Annotated in this window: 16 protein-coding genes; 5 read left to right on the forward strand and 11 right to left on the reverse strand. The window is 39.3% G+C overall.

All coding sequences use genetic code 11. The features are described 5' to 3' along the window. Positions 1-17: 17 nt before the first annotated feature. Together ASU31_RS06395 and ASU31_RS06400 are read right to left on the reverse strand one after the other, a co-directional pair. Entirely contained in the window at positions 18-1,415 is a 1,398-nt protein-coding gene (locus tag ASU31_RS06395; RefSeq protein WP_209434961.1) for an anthranilate synthase component I family protein, read from the reverse strand. A 374-nt stretch (positions 1,416-1,789) separates the two neighbouring features. Beyond that, positions 1,790-2,233, reverse strand: a complete 444-nt coding sequence (locus tag ASU31_RS06400; RefSeq protein WP_057931526.1) for a hypothetical protein — start codon at positions 2,231-2,233, stop codon at positions 1,790-1,792. Positions 2,234-2,345: 112 nt separating this feature from the next. On the opposite strand from ASU31_RS06400, the gene ASU31_RS06405 reads away from it, so the two are divergent. From ASU31_RS06405 to ASU31_RS06425, 5 genes are all read left to right on the forward strand, one after another. Beyond that, positions 2,346-5,366: an amidohydrolase family protein gene (locus ASU31_RS06405; protein ID WP_057931527.1), complete on the forward strand. Its 3,021-nt coding sequence runs from the start codon at positions 2,346-2,348 to the stop codon at positions 5,364-5,366. Continuing rightward, positions 5,356-6,672: an amidohydrolase family protein gene (locus ASU31_RS06410; protein WP_057931528.1), complete on the forward strand. Its 1,317-nt coding sequence runs from the start codon at positions 5,356-5,358 to the stop codon at positions 6,670-6,672. The genes ASU31_RS06405 and ASU31_RS06410 overlap by 11 nt, the downstream gene beginning before the upstream one ends. Positions 6,673-6,914: 242 nt before the next feature. Then, positions 6,915-10,115: a TonB-dependent receptor gene (locus tag ASU31_RS06415; RefSeq protein ID WP_245224493.1), complete on the forward strand. Its 3,201-nt coding sequence runs from the start codon at positions 6,915-6,917 to the stop codon at positions 10,113-10,115. 102 nt (positions 10,116-10,217) lie between these two features. Beyond that, positions 10,218-11,969: an ABC transporter ATP-binding protein gene (locus ASU31_RS06420; RefSeq protein WP_057931530.1), complete on the forward strand. Its 1,752-nt coding sequence runs from the start codon at positions 10,218-10,220 to the stop codon at positions 11,967-11,969. Between the two features lie 18 nt (positions 11,970-11,987). Next, a complete protein-coding gene (locus ASU31_RS06425; RefSeq protein ID WP_057931531.1) occupies positions 11,988-12,203 on the forward strand; it encodes a PLDc N-terminal domain-containing protein in 216 nt (71 codons plus the stop codon). A gap of 196 nt (positions 12,204-12,399) precedes the next feature. On the opposite strand, the gene ASU31_RS27400 is transcribed toward ASU31_RS06425, so the two are convergent. From ASU31_RS27400 to ASU31_RS06465, 9 genes are all read right to left on the reverse strand, one after another. Beyond that, positions 12,400-12,591 carry a hypothetical protein gene (locus tag ASU31_RS27400; protein ID WP_157257933.1) on the reverse strand — a complete coding sequence of 64 codons (192 nt, stop codon included), beginning with the start codon at positions 12,589-12,591 and terminating at the stop codon, positions 12,400-12,402. Positions 12,592-12,868: 277 nt separating this feature from the next. Then, positions 12,869-14,155 carry an MFS transporter gene (locus tag ASU31_RS06435; RefSeq protein WP_057931533.1) on the reverse strand — a complete coding sequence of 429 codons (1,287 nt, stop codon included), beginning with the start codon at positions 14,153-14,155 and terminating at the stop codon, positions 12,869-12,871. A gap of 177 nt (positions 14,156-14,332) precedes the next feature. Beyond that, positions 14,333-16,222, reverse strand: a complete 1,890-nt coding sequence (locus tag ASU31_RS06440) for a RagB/SusD family nutrient uptake outer membrane protein (RefSeq protein WP_057931534.1) — start codon at positions 16,220-16,222, stop codon at positions 14,333-14,335. Between the two features lie 35 nt (positions 16,223-16,257). Further along, entirely contained in the window at positions 16,258-19,533 is a 3,276-nt protein-coding gene (locus ASU31_RS06445) for a SusC/RagA family TonB-linked outer membrane protein (protein WP_209434962.1), read from the reverse strand. A 473-nt stretch (positions 19,534-20,006) separates the two neighbouring features. Continuing rightward, positions 20,007-22,112, reverse strand: coding sequence for an ATP-dependent DNA helicase RecG (gene recG, locus ASU31_RS06450; protein WP_057931535.1), 2,106 nt, complete (start codon positions 22,110-22,112; stop codon positions 20,007-20,009). A 6-nt stretch (positions 22,113-22,118) separates the two neighbouring features. Next, positions 22,119-23,021: an EamA family transporter gene (locus ASU31_RS06455; protein WP_057931536.1), complete on the reverse strand. Its 903-nt coding sequence runs from the start codon at positions 23,019-23,021 to the stop codon at positions 22,119-22,121. Positions 23,022-23,023: 2 nt separating this feature from the next. After that, complete coding sequence (locus tag ASU31_RS06460) at positions 23,024-23,404, reverse strand: RidA family protein (RefSeq protein ID WP_029274517.1); 381 nt, start codon at positions 23,402-23,404, stop codon at positions 23,024-23,026. 11 nt (positions 23,405-23,415) lie between these two features. Further along, the gene (locus ASU31_RS28045; protein ID WP_317039670.1) at positions 23,416-23,553 is read right to left on the reverse strand and encodes a DUF6728 family protein; all 138 of its coding nucleotides are present in this window, start codon (positions 23,551-23,553) and stop codon (positions 23,416-23,418) included. Between the two features lie 98 nt (positions 23,554-23,651). Next, positions 23,652-24,995 carry an OmpA family protein gene (locus tag ASU31_RS06465; protein ID WP_057931537.1) on the reverse strand — a complete coding sequence of 448 codons (1,344 nt, stop codon included), beginning with the start codon at positions 24,993-24,995 and terminating at the stop codon, positions 23,652-23,654. Positions 24,996-25,039: the final 44 nt, after the last annotated feature.

A 25,039-nucleotide genomic window follows, 5' to 3' on the forward strand; every position in this document is an offset into this window, starting at 1 on the left:
AAAATTCCTCAGTCCAACTATATTCCCTCTGCCATTTGCACCGCTTTACGCAAAGCCGCAATTTTATTGTTCACTTCCTGCATCTCAGTTTCGGGAACAGAATCGGCCACAATACCTGCACCTGCACGGTAATGCAGTTCGTTATTCTTGCTCATAAAGGTCCTGATCATGATGGCATGGTTAAAATCTTCATTGAAACCCATAAAACCGATTGCACCGGCATAAAAATTCCTGCCCAGCTTTTCGTTTTCGTCAATCAACTGCATAGCTTTATATTTTGGCGCACCACTTAAGGTACCTGCCGGATAGGTATCGGCAACTACTTTAAAAGCACTTACGTTTTCCTGCAAATGACCGCTCACTTTACTTACCAGGTGGATCAGGTGCGAATAGTATTGTACCTCTTTAAAAGATTTTACCTCAACACGGTTACAGTGCCTGCTTAAATCGTTTCTGGCCAAATCAACCAGCATTACATGTTCTGCACTTTCCTTCGGGTCTTGTTCTAATTTACGGGCCTGTTCAGCATCTTCGATGTCGTTTCCGCTACGTTTAAAAGTCCCTGCGATTGGGAAAATGTTGGCCGAATTGTTTTTGATGGTAATCTGCGCTTCGGGTGAAGAACCGAACAATTTAAAATTCCCGTAATCAAAATAAAACAGGTAAGGCGATGGGTTTATGGAACGCAGGCAGCGGTAGACATTAAATTCATCACCAGAAAATGCCTGCTTAAATGCCCTTGAAGGTACAATCTGAAAAACATCTCCACGGTAAATATGCTTTTGTAGTTTCTCCACCAAATCCATAAAACCCTGATCGGTTAGGTTCGAACTTTCCTCACCACGAAGTTGAAACTTATATTCAGGGTAATTTTTATTCTGGATCAGGTATTCCATTTTTTCAAGTCCACCCTCCTCTTCTCCTTCGAAAGTATTTTTGAAAAGGGTAATTTCATTTTTGAAGTGATCGATGGCAATGATATAGCGATACAAATGGTACTGCATTTCCGGAATCTCTTCGCCCTCAGGGGTTTCGGAGCTAAACTTTATATCTTCAAAATGTTGTACGGCATTCCAGGTAAAATAGCCAAACAGACCGCTCGAAATAAATTTGATTTCCGGTAATTCCGTTTCTCTGAATTTATCTTTAAAATCGGTAATTTCTTCGATCAGGTTTTTACTTTCGGTAATCTCTACAGCGCCATCAGGGAAATAAGTCTCCAATCGCGATCCTTTTAAAATAATTCCCGCTACCGGATCGGCACAAACAAAACTCATCGAGTTTTCTCTACTGTGGTAATCAGAACTTTCTAACAGGATACTGTTAGGATACACATCACGTAAGCGTAAATAAATGCTCACTGGCGTTGTGGTATCGGCAAGCATTTTTTTGTAAGTGGTATTAATTTTATACATGATAAAGGTAAATGGTGTAAGCTATAGGGCTTAAGGTTTGCATTTCGTATTTTTTAACAATAAAAAGCCCGGCGTGTGGTTCTACGCCGGGCTTTAATGGTTCTTTAATAAGGTTTAGGTTGATAAACTATATTTTGTTCATACGCAGCCAGCGCAATTCATTTGAATTACTTTGCCAAAGCCATGTATGTATATTGTTGATCATGAGCAACAAAAATATAAAGAATTTCCAAAAATGGAAATAATTATGAAAATAAATATCCGTTAACCGCAAAGTACACAGAGTGAAAGCACAAAGTACACAAAGATTAATATCCGAATAAACGCTTCTGCGCCTCTTTGCGAAAAACTTAGTGTGCTGTGTGGTTAACCACTTAAGACACCCCGAAAAACGATCTTCCAGGCACAGCTTTAACCATCAGCAGAATGGCAACAATGATCAGGATCAATGCCAATCCAAAGAATACGGCAATGGTACGGTGTTTTGCTACAGCTTCTGTTACCTTTTTCGATTTTGCATTACCAATGGTAATCAGAATAATCGCAATAAGCATCATTGAAGTATGCTCAGCCTTAAAGTAACGGCCTATCGCATCGCTCATCGGCAATTTTGTTAATGGACTTAAGAAAAAAAGCACCAAACCCATCAGGAATTGAATGTGTGCACTGATCAGCGTAAATACATTCAGCTTACGGTTACCTTCCGTGTAAGTTTTATTACCAAACCAGCCCGACAAAGCATTGATTACAGCAATAACCAATAGAATTAATACGATGTAGCGCCATCCAGAGTGCGCAGATTTTAAGATGTTGTACATTTTTATCAAATATGTTTAGTCAAAAATAGACATTAATTGTAAAAAATAGGATATTGAAGAGAATGAACGCTTATTTATATTAGTTTTAAACAAATTAAACACTAAACTTATTATGAAGAAAATTTTACTCGCCATTGGGCTGGTAATTTCTACTACATTTCTGTTTGCGCAGCAAACCTCCTTCCCTGTTAACGGTTCTTTTGATACCAGACCTGGAATGTTTGCTTTTACAAACGCAACAATAGTAGTTAATGCCAATCAAACCCTAACAAATGCCACACTTTTAGTTAAAGGACAAACCATACAGGGTGTAGGTGCTGGTTTAGCCGTACCTAAAGGCTATGTGGTAATCGACCTTAAAGGAAAGTTTGTTTATCCATCCTTAATTGATGCCTTTACCAGTTATGGTCTTAGCGAAACACCTGCACAACAGCGCGGTTTCGGCGGTCAGCGTCAGTCTATTTTCGTATCTACCAAAAAAGGTGCTTACGGCTGGAACGAATCAATCAGACCAGAAACTTATGTAAAAAGCATTTTTTCTACCGACAGTAAAAAAGCCGACGAACTGCGTAAGGTAGGCTTTGGCAGTGTAAACGTAATTAACCGCGATGGTATAGCGCGTGGTGTTTCTGCTGCTGTAACTTTAAATGAAGGCGCAGATAACAGCGTATTCTTAAAAGATCAAACCGCAGCCAACTATTCATTTAACAAAGGAACATCATCAAACGATTACCCTACTTCGTTAATGGGTTCTATTGCTTTATTGCGCCAAACCTATTACGATGCGCAATGGTATGGCAAACAAAAAGATGAGTACAACATCTCGCTTGACGAATTTGGCAAACAACAAACCATTCCGCAAATTTTTGAGGTAGATGGGTGGCAGAACATTCTGCGTGCTGATAAAATCGGAAAAGAATTTGGCAAGAAATACATCATTAAATCTACCGGCGATGAATACCAGCGCATAAATGAGGTTAAAGCTACCGGAGCAAGTTTAATCATTCCACTAACTTTCCCTAAAGCTTATGATGTTGAAGATCCGGCTGAAGCCAGAAATGTAACTTTATCACAAATGAAAGGCTGGGAACTGGCACCAACTAACCCTGCTAGTTTAGAGAAAGCAGGAATTAAATTTGCACTTACCGCTTTCGGATTAGAAAATAGTCGCGATTTTTGGGCAAACATCCGCACAGCGATAGAAAATGGCTTAACTGAAAAACAGGCTTTACAATCGGTTACCGAAATCCCTGCTTCACTTTTGGGTATCAGCGATAAAGTAGGCTCATTGGAAAAGGGAAAAGTAGCCAACTTTTTGATCTCATCAGATAATCTGTTCAAAAACGGGAACATTATTTTCGAAAACTGGGTACAGGGTAAACGTTTTATTGTAAACAAAATGGATGTGAGCGATGTACGTGGCACTTACAACTTAAATGTTGATGGTATTGGTGCTTTAACCCTAAAAATTACCGGAACGGGTGGCGGATCGACAGCTGCTATTGAAAGAACTGGTGTAGATAGCGTTAAAACCACAGCAACCTTTACCAGAAATGGCGATTGGATAAGCATCAATTTCAACTTAAAGAAAAACCCTAAGGGTGATGTCCGTTTAAGCGGTTACATTACTTCGGCAAATCCCGTAACTATAAAAGGCGAATCGGCGCTGGCTGATGGTACTACGGGAAAGTTTACAGCAACTTATAAAGAAGCAGCGAAAGAAACGCCTAAAAAAGAAGAACCAAAAACTACTTTGGCTTTAGGTCCTGTGATTTATCCTTTCTCAGCCTTCGGAAGTACTGAACTACCAAAGCAAGAAACGGTTTTAATTAAAAACGGTACCGTTTGGACGAATGAAAAAGACGGAATCCTTCAAAATGCCGATGTACTTTTAGAAAACGGAAAAATTAAAGCGGTTGGCAAAAACCTTTCGGCAAGCGGCGCTAAAGTGATCGATGCTACTGGCAAACATGTAACCGCTGGCATTATTGATGAGCACTCGCATATTGCAGGTGCAGGCGGTATTAACGAAGGTGCACAATCGGTTTCTGCTGAAGTACGCGTTGCCGACATCCTCAACTCCGAAGACGTAAATATTTACCGTCAGCTGGCCGGTGGTGTAACTACTTCACAAATACTACACGGGTCGGCCAATCCGATCGGTGGCCAATCGCAATTGATTAAACTGCGCTGGGGCAAATCGCCAGAGGAATTGAAATTTGCAGGTGCGGATGGTTTCATCAAATTTGCTTTGGGCGAAAACGTGAAACAAAGTAATTTCGGTACAGGTGCCCGTTTCCCGGTTACACGTATGGGTGTTGAGCAAACTTTTGTGGATGAGTTTACCCGTGCAAAAGAATATGAAAAAGCTTTATCGGTAAAAGGGAACAGTGTACGTAAAGATTTAGAATTAGATGCCATTGTGGAGATTCTGAACAACAAACGTTTTATTACCTGCCACTCTTATGTGCAGAGTGAAATTAACATGTTAATTCATGTAGCTGATAGCTTAGGCTTCAAGATCAACACCTTTACGCACATTTTAGAAGGTTACAAAGTGGCCGATAAAATGAAAGCGCACGGCATTGCAGGCTCAACCTTCTCCGATTGGTGGGCTTATAAAAACGAAGTGGCCGAGGCGATTCCTTACAATGGAAAAATCATGCATAATGTTGGCGTAACTACTGCTTTCAACTCTGATGATGCCGAAATGGCCCGTCACTTAAACCAGGAAGCAGGAAAATCAGTTTTATACGGCAATGTTCCTGAAGAAGATGCCTTTAAGTTTGTAACCTTAAATCCGGCCAAAATGCTTCACATAGACGATAAAGTGGGCAGTTTAAAAGCAGGTAAAGATGCCGACGTGGTAATCTGGACCGCCAATCCACTTTCTATCTATGCCAGGGCAGAGAAAACTTTTGTAGATGGCATTGCATATTGGGATATCGAGAAAGATGCTCAGGTAATCAAAACCCAGCAGGCAGAAAAAGCACGTCTGATCCAAAAGATGTTAGAGAGTAAAAGCAAAGGTGGCCGTACACAACGCCCATTGGGTGATGCACCACGCCTTTACAATTGCGAAACATTAGAAAACTATTCAGCAGAATTAACCGAGAAAGAACATGCACACTAAAACATATTTATTCAGTCTGGCTTTATCGGCAACAAGCCTGATGTGTTTTGCACAGGCAAACATTTCGCCAGCGAAAAAGCAAAGTAAAACCATCGCCATTACGGGCGCAACCATACACGTGGGCAACGGAACAGTGATCGAAAACGGCACCATCCTTTTTGGCAACGGGAAAATTATTTCGGTCACCGCTAACGGGCAGGTACCACAGGATGATGTAATGCGCATTGTAGCTACAGGCAAACACATTTACCCTGGCTTTATTGCCGCAACTACCAATTTAGGCTTAACTGAAATTGAAGCCGTAAAAGCAACTTTAGATTTTCAGGAAATCGGCGATTTTAATTCGCACATCCGCTCTATTGTAGCTTACAATACCGACTCGAAAGTTCCGGCAACATTACGCAGCAATGGTGTACTAATGGCACAACCAACACCCCAGGGGGGCACGGTTTCGGGCAGTTCATCCGTTGTTCAGCTTGATGCCTGGAACTGGGAAGATGCAGCACTTAAAACCGACGATGCCATGCACATGACCTGGCCGGTTACCCCACGGTTTAGGGGTGGCTTTGGCGGTTTCGGCAGGCCTCAGCAATCGCCAGAAAGCTTAGCCGAACGTACACAAGCAGCCATTGCACAGTTAACTTCTTTCTTTGCTGAGGCAAAAGCCTATTCGGAAATGGGCAAACCAGAAGTAATTAATACCCGTTTCGAAGCGATGAAAAAAGTATTCGCCGGTAACGAAAAATTATTCATCGCGGCCGAAAGTCAGAAAGATATAGTTGCAGCTGTTAACTTCGCCAAAAAATTCGGAATTACCCCGGTAATCACAGGGGCCGATGAAGCGTACCTGATCATCGATTTCTTAAAAGAAAACAACATTACCCTAGTGGTGAAACAGCCCCATGCTTTACCCAACAATAATGATGACGATGTAAATATGCCTTACAAAAATGCTGCAATATTGGCCAATGCAGGCTTAAATGTAGTATTGAGTATTGATGGTTACTGGCAACAGCGCAACCTGCCTTTTATGGCGGGTACGGTTACAGCCTGGGGTTTGGATAAGGAAAAGGCATTATCAACCATCACCTTAAATGCGGCCAAAGCGATGGGCGTTGATAAAACGACGGGTAGTATAGAGACTGGAAAAGATGCTACTTTCTTTATCTCTGCTGGTGATGCTTTAGATATGCGCACCAACAAAGTGGAGCAGGCATTTATTCAGGGGAGAGATATTAATCTTGATAATCTACACAAACAATTGGATAAAAAATTCAGCGATAAATATACTGCTGAGAAGAAATAAGTTAACACCAGTTTAACACAAACGGCCGATATTGATTTATCGGTCGTTTTTTATTTTAACATCAGGCTTAAAAACTATCAAGGACTAAACTTATTATTAATATTAAATCAGAATTCAGTTAACAGCACATTAACATCTTTGTCATCATAAAAAATCAGAAACTAATTATGATGAAACCTTCCTGAACGGCCAAAATAACACGTTCAGGAAAGCTTCCATAGTCGCTAAAAAAACAAATGATGATGAAAAATTTACTTATTGCAGTGTTGCTCCTGTTTTGCCTTGTCCAGAACCGGGCATTTGCACAAACAACCCAGGCATCAATTTCAGGTGTAATCACCGATCAGCAAAAGAAACCTATTCCTGGGGTTTCGGTGCAGATCAGAAACAATTCAACAGGTTTCACTACTAAAACATCTACCAACGCTCAGGGCGAGTATACTTTTAAAGAGCTTCCATTGGGTGGCCCTTATTCGGTCAAAGCTCTTTATGTAGGCTTTGGCGAGCAGACTAGAAATGGTTATATGTTAAACCTTGGCGATGTAGTTAGGGTAAACGTTGCCATGCAGGAAGCTTCGCAGGATTTAGACGCGGTACAGGTTGTGGCTTCGGGTTTGAGGAACAAAGTTCAAAACTTTGGTGCTTCTACAGAAATTTCTGCCAAAACAATGAACCAATTACCTGTAAACGGGCGTAATTTTTCTAACTTAATGGATTTATCTCCTTTAAGCCGTGGCGGAAATATTTCGGGGCAGTTAGGTTCTTCTACAAATTATACCATTGATGGAATGAATGCTAAAAACCCAACATCAGCTGGTAGTACTACGAGTCGTAGTGGTGCGCCATATTCTATTTCCATTGAGGCCGTTCGCGAGTTTAAGGTAGTAACCAATCAATATGATGTTACTTTAGGCAGAGCCGGAGGCGGTACAGTAACCGCTGTAACTAAATCTGGTACAAACACAGTAAGTGGAAGCGCCTTTGGTTATGGCCGTGCAGATTGGTTAGCCAGCCGTTACGATATCAGAGGTGTAAAGCGTGACAATGATTTCTCTACGTATCAATATGGTTTTACTTTAGGTGGCCCGATCATCAAGGATAAATTACATTATTTCGTTGGTTTAGATCATCAGAAAGATGCTCGCCCATTAATTATTGCCGATGTTAACGGCCCCGCTGATGAAGCACGTTTCAGAATCACGAATAGCACTTTAGCACAGTTTTTGGATGTTGCCCGCACTAAATATGGAGTAGCAAATACACCTCAATATGGTTCTTTTGATAAAAAGCGTGGTTCGGATGCTGCATTTGCCCGTTTAGATTGGCAAATTAATGATAGAAATTTATTAACCATTCGTGATAATTACACAAACGATAGAAATCCATTAGGTTTAGCAGATAACACCGCGATAAATTTCTACGAAAGTTATGGTAACGATAAAAATGTTGACAATAATTTATTGGCAACTTTACGTTCAACCATAAGCAGCAAAATCACTAACGAATTAAAAATACAACATTTATATACTTTCCAGGCGAGTACGCAAAATGATGAATTAACAGGTGCCATTCCAAGAGCAATTGTAGGAAATATAAAATCTGACCTTGCTGATGGTACCAAGGGTATCTCTACCGCAATACAAATTGGTGGCCACCGTTTCGGACAAGAAGGTTTTACCAATAATGTTTTTCAATTGGTAGATAATTTTTACTATAATACCGATAAAGTTAAATATACATTTGGTGTTGACGTGATGTATACGAATGCAAAATCTCTTTATGGCAGTGAAGTTAATGGCCGTTTCGAATATTCAACTTCTCAGATTCAGGACCCTGCTTTTCCAAATGACCCTACAAAAAAGATCGAAGTTCCTGCAATTACAAACTTTAATAACCTTGCTCCGAACAGATTTTATCGTGAAGTACCTTTGGTTGCAGACCCAACTGTTAAAGCAGGCATTTGGAACGCCGCTATTTATGGCCAAATGCAGACTAAATTAGCAAAAGGTTTAGATTTTATAGGTGGTTTGCGTATTGATTACAGCTCTTATCCAAAATCGCCGCTTAATCAGCAACTATTTGATGCTATTGGTGTGAGAACAGATCATGAGTTAAAACAATTTTTAGTTCAGCCAAGAATTCAATTTAACTGGGATATTAATGAAAACCGAACCGACTTTGTTCGTTTCGGAGCAGGTATTTTTGGCTCGGATGTGAACAATTATGTAACCATTAATAACTTAACCTTTGATGGTAAACATTTAGCAACAGTTGATGTTTTTGGCGCAGATGTACCAAAACCAGACTTTATAGGTTATAGAAATGGTACTGTTGCTACACCTTCATTAAGTGCTTTACAGGTACCAACTATCAATACTTATGCAGAAGATGCAAAAATCCCAGTGGTTTATAAAGCCAACTTATCATACAGTAAATTAATTACCGATAAATTTAAGGTTGGGATTACGGGTTACGCAACATTAGGACGTAACAACTACATGTATGTTGACAAAAATATGGCGGCAAATCCATTCTTTACCCTATCTAATGAAGGTAACCGTGGTGTATTTGTGCCAACTTTGAGTATCACAGCAAGTAATGGTGTTGCCGATTGGAAAGGCGGTCGTTTAACCAATCAATTCGGTCGTGTGTTGGAATTAAATAGCAAAGGTAAAGTAAATCAATTCGCTGTAGTTTTAGATGCAACCTGGAATTATTTTAAAGATGGAGAGATCTCTGCAAGTTATACTTATAACGACACGAAAGATAATACCTCGTATAATGGCAACGTGGCAAACTCTGCTACTTTATCCCTACCTGTTAAAGATGATCCAAGAGATTTGAGCAAAATGTCTTATTCAGATAATCAATTCCGTAATAAGGTTGTTATTTATGGAACGTCGCCAAGTTTTTATGGCTTTAGATTAGGTGTTCGTTATTCTGGAATTGGCGGTACACGATATAGCTTATTGGCTGGCGGCAATATTAATGGAGATTTTGTGGCTACAAATGATTTAGCTTTTGTATTCGATAGAAACAATCAAAATATTCCTGCAAATATTCGAACAGGCTTACAGACATTATTGGATAATCCAAGCGCAAGCCAAAGTTTAAAAGATTATATTAATAAATATTCTGGTCAGATAGCAGAGCGAAATGGCGGAGTAAATGACTTTTTTGGTATTGTTGATTTAAAATTAAGCTATCAACTACAATTAAATAAAAAGCATAGTATTGAATTCTCCGGAGATGTGTTTAATTTTGCAAACCTACTTAACAAAAAATGGGGTGTAAATGAAACTTTGGGCAACCAGGCCTTATATGCCGTTAGCGCATTCGATGCTACAAACAAAGCTTATACTTACCGCGTAAATAACACCGGCATTGTTACGCCATCGGGTAACCCCTGGCAGATACAAATCGGTTTACGTTACGGATTTTAACAAACGTTTAGCTAAGTTTCTTAGCTTAAAGTCATAAAAAAAGGGAATGGATTTTTATCCGTTCCCTTTTTTTATGTTTGCATTAACAAACAACAAAACTTAATGGGATTATTACTTAACTACCTGAAAAACCACAAGTGGATTGTGGCCTTAGCGTTATTGCTGGCAGGCATAAATATTGGTTTTTCACTTTTAGATCCATATATCACCGGTCGGATTTTAGACCGTTTTATCAATAAAAAAGATACACTCACCTATGCCCAATACCTTTGGGGTTCGCTGGGTTTAATCGGGTTGGCTATTGGTGCAGCCATGGTTTCGCGTATCGCTAAAAACTTTCAGGATTATTTCACCAGTGTGATTGTTCAAAAAGTTGGCGCAAAAATGTATGCTGATGGTTTGCAACATTCTTTAAAACTACCTTATCAGGTTTTCGAAGATCAACGTAGCGGAGAAACCCTGGGTATTTTACAAAAAGTACGTCTGGATTCGGAGAAGTTTATCACCGCATTTATCAGCATCCTTTTTGTGAGTTTAATTGGAATGATTTTCGTTATCGTATATTCGGTTTCGGTAAGCTACAAAGTTACCTTAGTTTATTTTTCGGCTATTCCGATTATCAGTTTCGTAAGCTGGTTTTTAAGTCGCAAAATTAAAACCATCCAACGTTCTATCGTTGGCGAAACCACTGCTTTGGCAGGATCTACTACAGAATCGTTAAGAAACATCGAACTGGTTAAGAGTTTAGGTTTGGCCGATCAGGAAATTGATCGACTTAATAAAACCACATACAAAATTTTGGGCTTGGAACTTAAAAAAGTGAAATATGTGCGCAGTATGAGTTTTGTTCAAGGCACTACCGTTAACCTGGTCCGCAGTACAATGGTACTCGTTTTACTGCTCCTTATTTTCGACAATACGATTTCTGCCGGGCAGTATTTTTCATTTCTTTTTTACTCGTTCTTCCTTTTCGGACCGCTCCAGGAGCTGGGCAATGTGATTTTAACCTGGCGTGAGGCAGAAGTTTCATTAGGTAACTTTAAAAAGATTTTAAGTACACCAATTGATAAAAAACCTGAGAATCCAACTTCTATTGCAAAAATTAAGGATTTAACCTTTAGCAATGTGGGCTTCAAACACCTAACAGCCAATAGAAATGCTTTAGACAATATTTCGTTTAAAACTCATCACGGGCAAACCATTGCATTTGTTGGTCCATCGGGTTCTGGAAAAAGCACACTGGTAAAATTATTAGTGGGTTTATATCCGGCAAAAGATGGTGAGATTTTATACAATGGTATTCCAAGCAACGATATCGATCTTGACGCTTTACGCGAGAAAATCGGTTTCGTAACGCAAGACACACAATTATTCTCTGGTACAATAAGAGAAAACCTGCTGTTTGTTAACCCTAATGCTACGGATGAAGAATGTTATAAAGTTTTAAACCAGGCGGCCTGTCAAACTTTGCTGGCCCGTGCCGATAAAGGTTTAGATTCGTTAATTGGTGAGGGTGGGGTTAAGGTTTCTGGTGGCGAGAAACAACGTTTATCTATTGCAAGAGCACTGCTCCGTCAGCCAGATATTTTGGTTTTTGATGAGGCCACTTCTTCGTTGGATTCGATTACAGAAGAAGAAATAACCAAAACCATCCGTTCGGTATCAGATTTAACTGATCACATTACCATTTTGATTGCACACCGTTTATCAACGATAAAACATGCTGATAAAATTTATGTTTTAGAGAAAGGCCATATCATTGAAGAAGGAAGACACGAAGAGCTAATTGCGCAAAATGGTTTATATCAGGCCATGTGGCGCCAACAAATTGGCGAAAGAGTTGTTGAAGCTTAAAGGAACAATATCTTTATTATGTTACTAGCACAAGTAGAAAGCAATCAGATCGCAATTATCGTTATTATTGCAGCCATATTATGGCTAGCCCTAATATTAACCGCATTGTACCATATATCGAGAAACAACAGCATCGGTTTCTCGGTAAAGGTACTTTGGTTTATCATTATCCTGCTTGCCCCCTTTCTAGGCTCCATTATTTATCTAATCTGGGGTAAGAATAAGAAGTTTTAATTTACAATGGTCCGTATCCTCACGGACCATTTTTTTGTTTTCACCACCAAGACGCAAAGTCACAATAAATAGTTAATTACCATTGAATTCCAGAGTTATCAACTTTTTAGCAAATCGGCCATTAAAGTTGACAACTCTACACTGGAAAACGTCATTCTGACTGTAGCACAGCGAAAAGCTACACAGTAAATTTATTTCAGCCCCCATTTAGCATGAAATCCTTATACCGTATAGCGTAGTTTTTTTGGAAAGCAATGTTTGTAGTTCTTCGGTTTGGTTCTGCCCCGCTGTTCCTCCTGCCGATAGCTATTGATGAAAAAAATAACAACTCTTTATCGGCATCTGTGCCATCGGGTTTAGGTGGCCAGGGCAAAAGTATAACTGACATTTTTTTTACGGCTATGGGTTTTGCATGAGGGATAGCAGTGGAAATCCTTTTTTGATTTTTCTTCAAAAAAGATTGTAACGAATAGCCCGACCCTTGCGTAGCTTGGGGCATGCCCAAATTATTGCAACAAACTGGGCCTAATGATGTTATAGCCTTGGTTCGTGTCCCCACGGACCATTCTTGTCTTTCACCACAATAATACTTAATTTATTGTTGAATTCCAGAGTTGTAAACCTTCTGGCAAACTGCTTATTAAAGTTGTCAGCTCTTTTAGTAACTAAGCAGCCTTTGTTGTTTGCTCATTAATATCCTGCAAACTCAACTTGGTTAAAGATCGTGTTTTAAACCAGGTAATACCCGCTATAGCTATCGTCATACTTCCGCCAAATACAACTGCCGGGACAAGATTCATCAGCTTAGCTGTTAAACCTGATTCAAATTCGCCGATTTCATTTGATGAGCCAATGAACATACTGTTTACTGCCGAAACCCGTCCCCGCATATCATCAGGGGTAAGTAGTTGCATAATCGTTTGTCTGATGATTACGCTTACGCTATCAAACGATCCCTCCAGAAATAAAAAGAATAATGTTAAATAGAAGTTTTTAGATAAACCGTAGCAAATAATGCTGAGACCAAATCCAGTTACTGCGATTAACAAGTTGCGCCAGGGCTTTCCCATGGGCGAAAAGCGGGTCATGGCCAACATGGTGATTACAGCGCCTGAAGATGCTGCACCACGCATCATTCCCAATCCAAAAGAGCCTAAGTGAAAAACATCTTTGGCAAACATAGGCAACAGGGCTACAGCCCCACCAAAAAAGACAGAAAACAGATCTAAGCTCATGGCCCAAACCATCATTTTGGTTTTAAAAACAAACTGGATACCTTCTTTTAAACTATGGAATATATTCTGTGTGGGCACATAGGTAGCCGGGTGCTTTTTGAAGGTAAATATGCAGATCAATGATATGGTAACAAGACCTACAATTACACTGTATGCTGCTGTAATTCCCCACAACCAATTTACCAATCCCCCAACTAATGGGCCAATAATAGTAGCCAGTTGCCAGCTGCTACTGTTCCAAGTACTCGAGTTTGGATACAATTCTTTCGGTACAATTTTGGCCATTAAAGAAAATGTTGTCGGGCCAAAAAAACCTCTGGCTAAGCCAATGCAGAAAACCAGGCCATACATAATGAGTACAATGAGGTCTTCCTTGAGGTGAAGGTATTTACTGGTAATAATCAGCATTAAAACAGAGGCTAGCCAAACACCTGAGAAAATCTTGATTAGCAACCCACGTTTTTCGCTTTTATCAGCAATGTAACCACCGTACAATGCAATCCCAATGGCAGGAATAGCTTCGCATAAACCAACTAAACCGAGTTTTAGCGGATCGTGTGTTAAATCGTAAATATGATAACCAATAACAACGGCCTGCATTTGGTAAGCAAGTGTAAAAAAGAACCGCATGCCCAAAAATGATCTAAATTCTTTATATCGCAGGGCTGCGAATGGATCTGGTTTTACAATAACGGAGTTGGGGTCTGAATCTGCCACAGAAAAAAGTTTATTTGCAAAACTACGTTTTGAAAATTAAATACGGGAATGACCAAAGGCTTAAGGTTATTTCTTTTTCTATTTAAAAGTAAAAATACCCGCTTGGCAAGTTCAGATATTATTACATAAAAAACCCGATGAATAATACTATCCATCGGGTATCTAGAAATGGTTAGCTTAGTAACCAGGGTTTTGTTCTAGTAAATTATTTTTGTTTACTTCATCGCGGCTAAATGGCCTGAAATAAAGTTTATTGTCCCAACTTCTGTTCTCTTGCGAATTTTCCTCTACCGGACTATAGGTATAATCGTAAATGGTATTGTCGTAATGATAAGGGGCAGACATCGTTTTGCCTGGTTTAAACTTACCAGTAACCTTAATATAAGTGGTTTTTCTGCCCAATGTTTCACCAGCGATTAACCACCTGCGGGTATCATGATAACGTTGTTCTTCGTAAGCCATTTCTATGCGGCGTTCATGGCGGTACACTTCTCTGAGGCCGTCCTGGCCTGTGGCCGTTACAGCAGGCATACCTGCCCTGAAACGGATTTTATTTAGCCAGTTTGTAGCGTTACCCAATTCACCAAGCTCAATACTCGCTTCGATATAATTAAACACTGCTTCGGTATACCTAAAGAAAGGCCAAGGCACATTTTGCGACATCGAGGCATCTACAATACTTGGATCAGGATCGATGAATTTATGATAGTAATAGCCTGTCCAGCTGCCGTTCCAGTTTTCGATAGAACTTGCCCTTGTATCCAGACCTTTAAAATCAAACTTATTGTTTTTATCATCCAATAAATCATATACTCCAGTTTGGATTTGACTGGCTGGATCAACGTTACCTGAAGCTTTATCGCGGGGTTTCCAACCAGCACCATCATATAAAACAGTGGCGTAAAAGCGTGGATCACGATTTTGATAAGGCTCAGCTTTTTGTGCCGGGTTGGTCCAACTAAACTTACTGCCGTCTTTCATTTCATAGTCATCAACCAATAAGCCAATTGGGGTATTACCCGCCCAGTTGTGGTAACCATTAGGGCCATTTTGCTGTGCATGCTTAATATTATTCTGAACTATGAAATAACGTGCAAAAATTAATTCTGAAGCCGCTGCGGCATCTATGTTAGGTGCTTTACTGCCACCACCCATCGCTATACTTTTATAATTCTTGCTTCCTTCTGTTGCAGATACTGGCGAAGATAAATCTAGCATATAACCTCTTGTGGCATCCATTACAGCCTTTGCAGCCGTTTGAGCCAATTTATAACGAGCGATACGATCTTCACTTGCATAACTTAAAAAGTCTAATGTTTGAGCTGGAATGACCGTGTTCTTTTCGGCAAATTTTGCGATAAGTTTTGTCCTGATATGCAAATCGCTTGCAGCATAAATCAACACCCTTGATTTAAGGGCCAAAGCAGCGGTAGCGGTGGTACGCCCCTTTTCCATCGTTTTACCAGTTAACAGTCTATTCGCCTCATCGCAATCTTTTATAATGAAGTTTACACATTCTTCATAAGTATTACGCTTTACACTATAGTTATCGTTGAGTACGTAAGTTTTTGTGATAATAGGCACTCCTCCATAAAAGCGTAATAACTGCTGATAAAAATAAGCCCGTAAAAAATATGCCTCGCCCAACAGCTGATCTTTTAACGTTTGGCTGGTTAGTGAATTATCTCCACTAGTAATTTTCTCGATGGTAATGTTGCAGGCCCTGATGCGGTTATACATTTGTTTATAAGCCCAGGTATCATCAACCCAGCCTAATGTAGATGGGTTAATGGTAGCACTATTAACCAGATCGATACCACGGGTAGGGTGCGTAAACAAGGCTTCGTCAGAAACTGATGCTAACATCTGTTCAGAAAAGCCGCCGTTACCCAATCCGTTATAGATATCGTTCACAAATGCCTGCGCAGTTGCAGGATCTTTCCATACCGATTCGGCAGGCACCTGGCCAGGTGATTCTACGTCCAAAAAATCCTTTTTACACGCAAATGCAAAAAAGGTGATAAGAACCAATAGATATAAATTTCTATTTTGAATTATTGTTTTCATATTCTTCCTTGTAATTGATAAACAGCTATACATTGTTAAAAAGTGGCTTTAATACCCATATTAATTACCCTAGCTTGTGGATAGTATTGTCCACTTGTATTGGTAGATTCAGGATCCCATATCTTGATTTTATCAAGCGTAGCCAAATTGAGTCCATTTGCATACACCCTTACACTATTTAACCCAACCTTTTCAACCAACGTAGTTGGCAATGTATAACCTAGCTCTACATTCTTAAGTCTGATGTAGTTATTGCTCCTTAACCAATAGGTATTGTTTAATGCATTGTTGCTATCGGTATAATAGGTAGCACCCCTGTTTGATAAGCGCGGGTTTACCGAACTTGGATTATCGATACTCCAGCGGTTCAGGTACGACCACTCCAGGAAGTTACCAATATCTCCCGATTCTGTTAAACCAACAATCTGCATCCCGCCGGTTGCCCCTTGAATAAGTACCGATAAGTCAAATCCTTTGTACTGAACATTAAAATTTACACCGCCGGTAAAAGTTGGAGTTCCATTTTTATCCAAACGGACCTTATCATCTGCATTAATTTTGCCATCGCCGTTAATATCTTTAAATTTCATGTCGCCTGCGCGAAGGTTACTCGTTAATGCACTATATTTTTGTTTATTGGCATCACTAATCTCACTTTGATCTTTAAAAACACCATCATACTCGTACACCAACCATGAATTAGTTACCCTGCCAGTAGAACGCTGCCATTCTGGAGCACCAGGGGTTTCATCCCAAAAAACGATCTTGTTTTTAGCATAACCACCATTTACACTCACCCCAAAATTTAAATCACCAACCTGGTCATTGTAGCTTAATTTAAATTCGAAACCTTTGTTGTTTACCTTTCCGAGATTTACAGGTGGTAAACGATCGGTAATGCCCGAACTTTCAGGTACTGAGCTACCTCTACTGATCAGAATATTTGTACGCTTATTATAGAAGTAATCGAACTCTAACGACAATTTATTATTTAAAAAGGATGCATCTAAACCAATATTGGCATTATTTGCTACTTCCCATCCAAAATCAAAATTGGGGACCTTACCTTCAGTTAAGGTTTTGGTTACCAAATCATTAAAGGTATAAGTACCAAAGTTCATCAAACTGAGGTATTGATATTCTTGCAAAGCATCGCCAAAATAGGCTTCAGCTCCCATTTGTCCCCATGAGGCCCTTAGCTTCAAATTGTTGACGAATTTAACATTGTCTTTGAAAAACGGCTCTTCAGATAAGCGCCAACCTACTGATACCCCCGGGAAGAAACCGAAACGCCTATCTTTTGGAAAGATATAAGATCCATCTACCCGCCACAAAAATTCTGCAAGGTATTTTTCTTTATAATTATAACCCACCCTGCCAAAATAGCTTAACCGTGCTCTTTTAAATAAATTATTCGGATCACCAGGATTATTGCCTAATGATTGCTCTCTTTCATCACCTGCAAGTAATTCTTGAACAGATGATGATATAAAGTATCTTCTAAACGCAGTAAAACCATCGTTGTTAACTGTTTCGCGTGTTACACCGGCCATTAAACCAATAGTATGATCGCTAATCTTTTTATCATAGTTAACCATTCCGGTTAAGTTTATGGCCAATTGTCCACCTGCGGTTTCCCTAAGCCTTGGATCGGTGTATTGAGAGCGCACCGTACCTGCCAGCACTGGCGTTACACCATCGGCTGCAAACGTTTTCTTGTCCCAATCGTAAAGTGTCCAGGGCAATTGCCAGTTTTTTTGCCTGCCAGAATATTTATCTATTGCAGCTGTACCGGTTACCTTTAATCCATCAACACCAGGAATTTTAATTTCTACTTTACCTGTAGTTTGAAAGTAATCTCTAACATCTTTATTAGTTCCCGTTAAGTCTGTAGTAGAAACCACCGGATTATAACCATATTCAATATCCCTACCAGGCAATCCGTTAGGCCATATGGCTATCTCGTTAGGCCTTCCACGCATTAAAAATCTAAAGATATCACCTGCTGAAACCGTTGGAAAATTACGATCTTCCTCTCTCGCACTTACCCCTAATGTTGTAGTAATGTACTTACTTAATTTTGCTTCAAGGTTAAAACGCATATCATACTGCTGATAACCTGTTGCAGAGTTTTTATAATAGCCGTCCTGACTGAGATAGCCTAGTGAAAGCAAATATTTAACATTTTCGCTACCTCCATTAATCTGAACGTTATGTCTTTGCTGAGGCGACCAATTTTGGAAAGTAGTTTTAAACCAATCAGTATTGGGATACCTTAAAGGATCTGATCCGTCGCCGAATTTCCGGATTTCATCTGGTTTGTAAGCTGCATTAATCGTTTTACCGCCAGTAGATAAATAAGTACCTGTTGTTTTGAAACTATTCCACGCTGCCGACCATTCATTCGGATTAAGATCAGAGCCGAAAATATTCAGTTCATTTAAAATCTCAGCATATTGAGTGGAATTAGCCATTTTAGGTATACGTGTAGGCTGTTGTAGGCCATAACTAAAATCATAAGAAAATTGTGGTTTCCCCGATTTCCCTAATTTAGTAGTGATGAGGATTACTCCATTTGCAGCCTGCGAGCCATAAATAGCTGCAGATGCATCCTTTAGCACCGATACACTTTCTATATCGTTCGGATTTAGCCGCTCGATCCCACCTGCCCGGTTAGGTATTCCATCGATTACAATTAAGGCATTATTATTACCAAGCGAATTTATACCGCGAATCCGGATCGTTGAGCCATCATATCCCGGCTCCCCGCTTCCTTGCAGTGCCGTAACGCCTGGCAAACGACCAGCCAGTGAATTGGTTAAGTTTACTGAAGATGATTTGGCCAGCTCTGTACCTTTAACCGATGCTACAGCACCGGATACAACTGCCTTTTTTTGGGTTCCATACCCTACTACTACTACTTCAGATAAGTTTTGGTTGTTCTCTAATAAACGGACATTAATATTGGTTTGGTTTTTTACCTGAATCTCTTGATCTACATAACCTACATAGGTAAATACTAAAGTAGCATCTTCAGGTACTTTTATGCTAAATTTTCCGGAAGCATCTGTTACAGTAGTTGCAGCACCTCCTTTTAATTTGACACTTACTCCAGGAATCGGTCCTTTAGCATCGGTAACCTGTCCCTTCACAATAATATCCTCAAGCGGAGGTCTGTAAAAATCAAAGGGTTCTTTTTCGTGCAATGATGCTTCAGCAGACATGCTGGTAAACGGGGAAAAAACGAGACAACCACCGCAAACAAGAAACATGCTACTTCTGGCAAAAGTCTTCCATAGATTTTTTTTCATAGTTTTCAATTTATTTTGGTTAGATAATAATTGTATTATAATTTAATACTCATAAGTAATATCGAACTGTCATTACACAAATCAATTAAATATGACTTATCGACATAATTGCTTACACCACTTAACATCAAAAAAAATTAAGGCTCCCTTCTAATTACGCCAATAAATCATTGTTAACCATGTCTAATCGGCTTTAATTAATTCCAAATTCATTTTTTGAATTGAAAATTGCAAGGTACGATGTACCTAATTTTGGACTTGCCGACGCTACAGTTCACATTTGGTTACACGCAAGATAGAAATATTAGGAGTTAAAAAAAAGGGGGTATAATAATAATTATAAGGAGCTGACTCGTAAAAAAATAATTACAAACGACACAAAGTAGCACTAATAATACAGCACTAAATATTATTGCAGAGTATGAGGAGAAGGGAGTTAAAATGATTAGAAACAAATTAAACTCAATACAAGATTAGCTTATCTTGTCGAAAGAAATGCCTCTTTCTAATTTTTGCAGGTAAGCTTTCAAGATTGAATTTTCGGGCTTTGCCAGCTGCGGATCGTCTTCAAAAATTGCGATTACTGTATTACGTGCTTCAGACAAAATAATCTGGTCTTTGGCCAGGTCTGCAAGTTTCAGATCTAAAACACCGCTTTGCTGAGTTCCTGTAATATCGCCAGGGCCGCGTAACTGTAAATCTATTTCTGATATTTCGAAGCCGTTGTTGGTTCTTACCATTGTTTCTAAACGAATCTTACCTTCTTTACTCAGTTTATTCCCACTCATTAATATACAGAAAGACTGTTCTGCACCACGGCCTACCCTACCACGCAACTGATGGAGTTGTGAAAGCCCAAACCGTTCGGCATTTTCAATTACCATTACCGAAGCGTTAGGTACGTTTACGCCCACCTCTATTACAGTAGTGGCTACCATAATTTGGCTTTTACCATCAATAAACTGCTGCATTTCGAACTGTTTATCGGCATTGGGCATTTGCCCGTGTACAATACTCATTTGGTAATCTGGCCTTGGAAACTGGTAACTCAGTTGTTCAATTCCAGCTTCGAGATGCAAAAGATCTAATTTCTCGCTTTCTTTAATTAAAGGATAAACAATATAAACCTGCCTGCCTTTAGCAATTTCCTGCTTCATAAAACCGAACATCCTGAGGCGTTGGCCTTCAAAAAGATGTTTGGTTTCTATAGGTTTTCTGCCGGCAGGTAATTCGTCAATAACCGAAACATCTAGATCGCCGTATAAGGTCATGGCCAAAGTACGCGGAATTGGCGTAGCGGTCATCACGAGAATATGTGGAGGAATGATGTTTTTCCGCCAAAGCTTGGCGCGTTGCTCTACACCAAAACGATGCTGTTCATCAATCACAACCAACCCCAAATTTTTAAATTGAACCTTATCTTCAATCAGGGCATGTGTTCCGATCAGAATATCGATTTCTCCATTCTCCAATTGCTCATGTAAAGCTGTACGCTCCTTCTTTTTGGTATTTCCTGTAAGGATAGCAACACGCACCAGGTCGTTGGTTACAAGTTCTGTAATAGAGGCATAGTGTTGACGGGCCAAAATTTCCGTTGGAGCCATCATACAGGCCTGGTAGCCGTTATCATTTGCCAAAAGCATACTCATCAATGCAACCGCAGTTTTACCGCTTCCTACGTCACCCTGAACAAGCCGGTTCATTTGTACACCACGTTGTGTATCAATTCTAATTTCCTTAACTACTCTTTTTTGGGCATTGGTTAATTCGAAAGGCAAAAACTCACTATAAAAGCGGTTTACTTTTTCGCCAACCTTTTCAAAAGTTACACCTTTAAATTTTAACTGGCGCAGATGTTTATTGTGCAAAAGCTGTAACTGGATGAAGAATAATTCTTCAAACTTAAGACGTCTTTCTGCAGCGTTTAAATCCTTCTGATTTTTAGGAAAATGAATATTCAGCAAGGCTAACCTTTTATCTGGCAACTGATACTTATCAATGATGTATTGTGGTAAATTCTCAGGAACCTGGGGAATAATCTGATCCAACAAGCCGGCAATTAAACGTTGTAGGCCTTTTGAATCGAGATTAAACTTTTTAAGCTTCTCTGTTGAGTTATAAACCGGCTGTAAGGTTAAATTCCCACGCCCCACCTGTTTACGCTGGTACAGCTCCATTTCCGGATGCGAGATACTAAATGTTCCGTTAAAGATGGTTGGTTTCCCAAAGGCTACGTAAGCAGTGCCAACAGTGATATTATCATCAACCCATTTTAGGCTCTGGAACCAAACCAATTCCATCATTCCGGTTTCATCTTTAAAAACAGCAACAATACGTTTTGCTCTTTTATCGCCAATTACTTTTTTGCTGATCACACGCCCAATAATCTGGATATACTGCGAATCAGGATTGATCTGGTTAATCTTGAAATATTTTGTACGGTCGATATACCTGAAGGGATAGTGCGCCAGCATATCCTGATAAGTGAACAGGCCGAGGTCCTTTTTCAAAACATCAGCACGGCTTGGCCCAACGCCCTTTAAAAACTCAACAGGTGTATCTAATACCGAATTAAACAAAATATTTTACTGTTTCTTGTAAACAACACTCTTTAGCAACTGTGCATTAAAAATAACGATCGATAGCAGCAAAAGCAAATAGGCGAAAAGTTGGTGCAGATCTATTTTCTCCTTAAAGTAAAAAAATGCAACGGTAAAAGCAACAATAGGATTGAGATAGATCAAAATACCTAAGGCCGACGAAGGCATGCCCAACAATGCATACGAATTTAAAAAGAGTGGGATAATGGTAAATACAATGGCAATCAAAAATATATGCGACCAAAAGAAGGTTTCGGTAGGAAAAGGTGCAGCATTAAGAAAATACAACGGCAGCATCATTAATCCTGATAAAATTAACTGAACGCCCAAAAAGTTAAACTTATCTACATCTTTAATTACTTTCAGCACAATAACATATAGGGCATAAAAAGATGCAACGATAATGGCCCACATTACTTCGTGTAACGAGCCTGTTGCCAATAAGATGATGCTTATAAATGCAATGATCAGGGCAATAATTTTAGCCTTGGTTAACTGCTCTTTTAAAATGATAAATCCACAGAGTGCAGTTAACAGTGGGCACACCATATAGGCAAAGGCCGCTGCTTTTAAACTTACACTATTTACGGCATAAATATAGGTAAACCAGTTTCCCGTAATCAGAAATGACGACACTACAGTAAGCAGCAATAGTCTGGTTTTCTTGCGCGCGCTTAATGATTTTAAGAAATTCAAATCATTTTTTAATGCTTCTCTTCTGAATAAAAGAATGGTTGCCCAAACTACAATAATGGAAATAAATATCCTGTAGTATAAAATTTCGTGTGGCGGAAAACCCTTTATGTTACGCAAAGGTATAGACATTGTTCCCCAGATAATGTAAGGAACAATGCCCGCTATAAAATATTTGCTTTTACTATCTGCCAAAATTAGCCTACAATGGCAATTACAGAAATTTCTACATTAACATTTTTAGGCAATACCGAAACCTGAACCGTTTCGCGCGCAGGGAAATCAGCAGTAAAATACTGCCCATAAACTTCGTTTACCTGAGCAAAGGTACCCATATCGCTTAAGAAGATGGTAGACTTTACTACGTTATCGAAAGTTAAACCTGCTTCAAGCAAAACAGCTTTAAGGTTACGCATTACCTGGTGCGTCTCTTCTTCAATATTACCAATATTTAATTCTCCATTTTCGGGATTAATAGCTACCTGGCCTGATACGAATAAAAAGTTTCCAGCTTGTACAGCTTGGCTATATGGTCCAATTGGAGCTGGAGCATTGGTTGTTTTAATAATTTGTTTCATATAATTTGGGGTTATTTAGCAAGCCATTGAATTAGCTTGTAGATGATACCTGCAAGAAAAATTAAGATGGCCAATGCATTGATAAAATGCATAATTCTCAGATTGATATTATTTGGCCTGTTCGGATCCTTTTTTCTAAAGAAGTACATAACACAAACTTAGCTAAAAAGCTTAACACAGAAAATTAAAAGGCACAAAAAAAGTCCTGACTTTCATCAGGACTTTTTTTAAATCTTATATTGAAATACTAGTTTCTAGCAGTTTCAACACGACGGTTTTGGATACGACCTTCTTCAGTATCGTTAGAAGCAATTGGGTTAGCTTCGCCATTACCTTTAGTAGCAACTTGACTAGCGTTAACGCCAGAGTTTACTAAGTAAGTTTTAACAGAGTTAGCTCTGTCTTTAGATAATTTCAAGTTATATGCAGCAGTACCTTCGCTTGAAGCGTAACCGTTTACAGTTACTTTACCACCGTTTTCACGTAACACTGAAGATAATTTATCTAAAGTAGGATAAGACTCAGTTTTTAAAACTGAAGAGTTGAAATCGAAACCGATTTTTTCGAAACCAGTTACATTGCTAGTAGCAGTAGAATCAACTTGTGGTTTTGGAAGAGGACAACCTGAACCATCAACAGCAGTACCAGCAGGAGTTCCTGGGCATTTATCGAATTGATCAGCAACACCGTCACCGTCAGTATCTTTTTTCAAATCTTCAACTGATTTTTCAACAGCAGAAACACGGTTTTTCAATGCTTCAACTTCTTGACGTAAAGTTGGATCTTTTAACTCATCGTACATAGTAGCTAATGGGTTAGTCCACTCTAAACTTGGTTTAGCAGAAGAACCTAAAGAGAATTCTAAACCAGCATAACCGTAAGAGAATTTATCTTTAGTTTGACCTTTTGCATAAACTCCATCTAAGTTATCAGCATCAACAAAGTTCATGGTGTAACCTAAGTTAAAGTTAACACGCTCAGAAACTTTGAATTTAACGCCAGCACCAACTGGAATGTAGAAACCTTTTACGTAATCTTTAGCATCATGTCTGTCATCAGCAGGACCAACAGCTTTACCTTTCCAATCAATAACACCAGTTTGTGTTGTAATTTTTGGAGCATAAGCCATATAACCAGCACCAGCAGTTAAGAAGAAACCTACTGAGTTCTCACGACGTAAGAAATCGATAGAACCTACATTTACAACACCACGTAAATCTACAGCATATTGTAATTCAGTTTCGAAGTCTTTTACAGCTGGGTTAGAAATACCTTCGTTAGTACCTGAAAGTTTACCACGAGTTCCGTTTAATTCTAAACCGAATGAGTGACCTAATTGTTTACGGATGTTTAAACCGTAACCTAAGTTAGCATCCCATTTGTTAAAATCATTAGTACCACCGATAGCAACAACTGGCATTAAAACACCACCGTGAACACCGATAGACCAAGTTCTGTACTGACCTCTACCGCCAAATACCTTGACAGCAGAAGTTGTTGCAGGTGCATCCTGAGCGACAGCAAGAGAAGCAACTCCTGTTAATGCCACTAAAGAAAGCGCAACACTTTTCTTTAAAGTAGAATAATTCATAATCTTTTTTCTTTTTTAAGGGTTAAACAATTTAATTGATTAAT

The sequence above is a fragment of the Pedobacter ginsenosidimutans genome, from assembly GCF_001442625.1.
GTDB classification, from domain to species: domain Bacteria; phylum Bacteroidota; class Bacteroidia; order Sphingobacteriales; family Sphingobacteriaceae; genus Pedobacter; species Pedobacter ginsenosidimutans.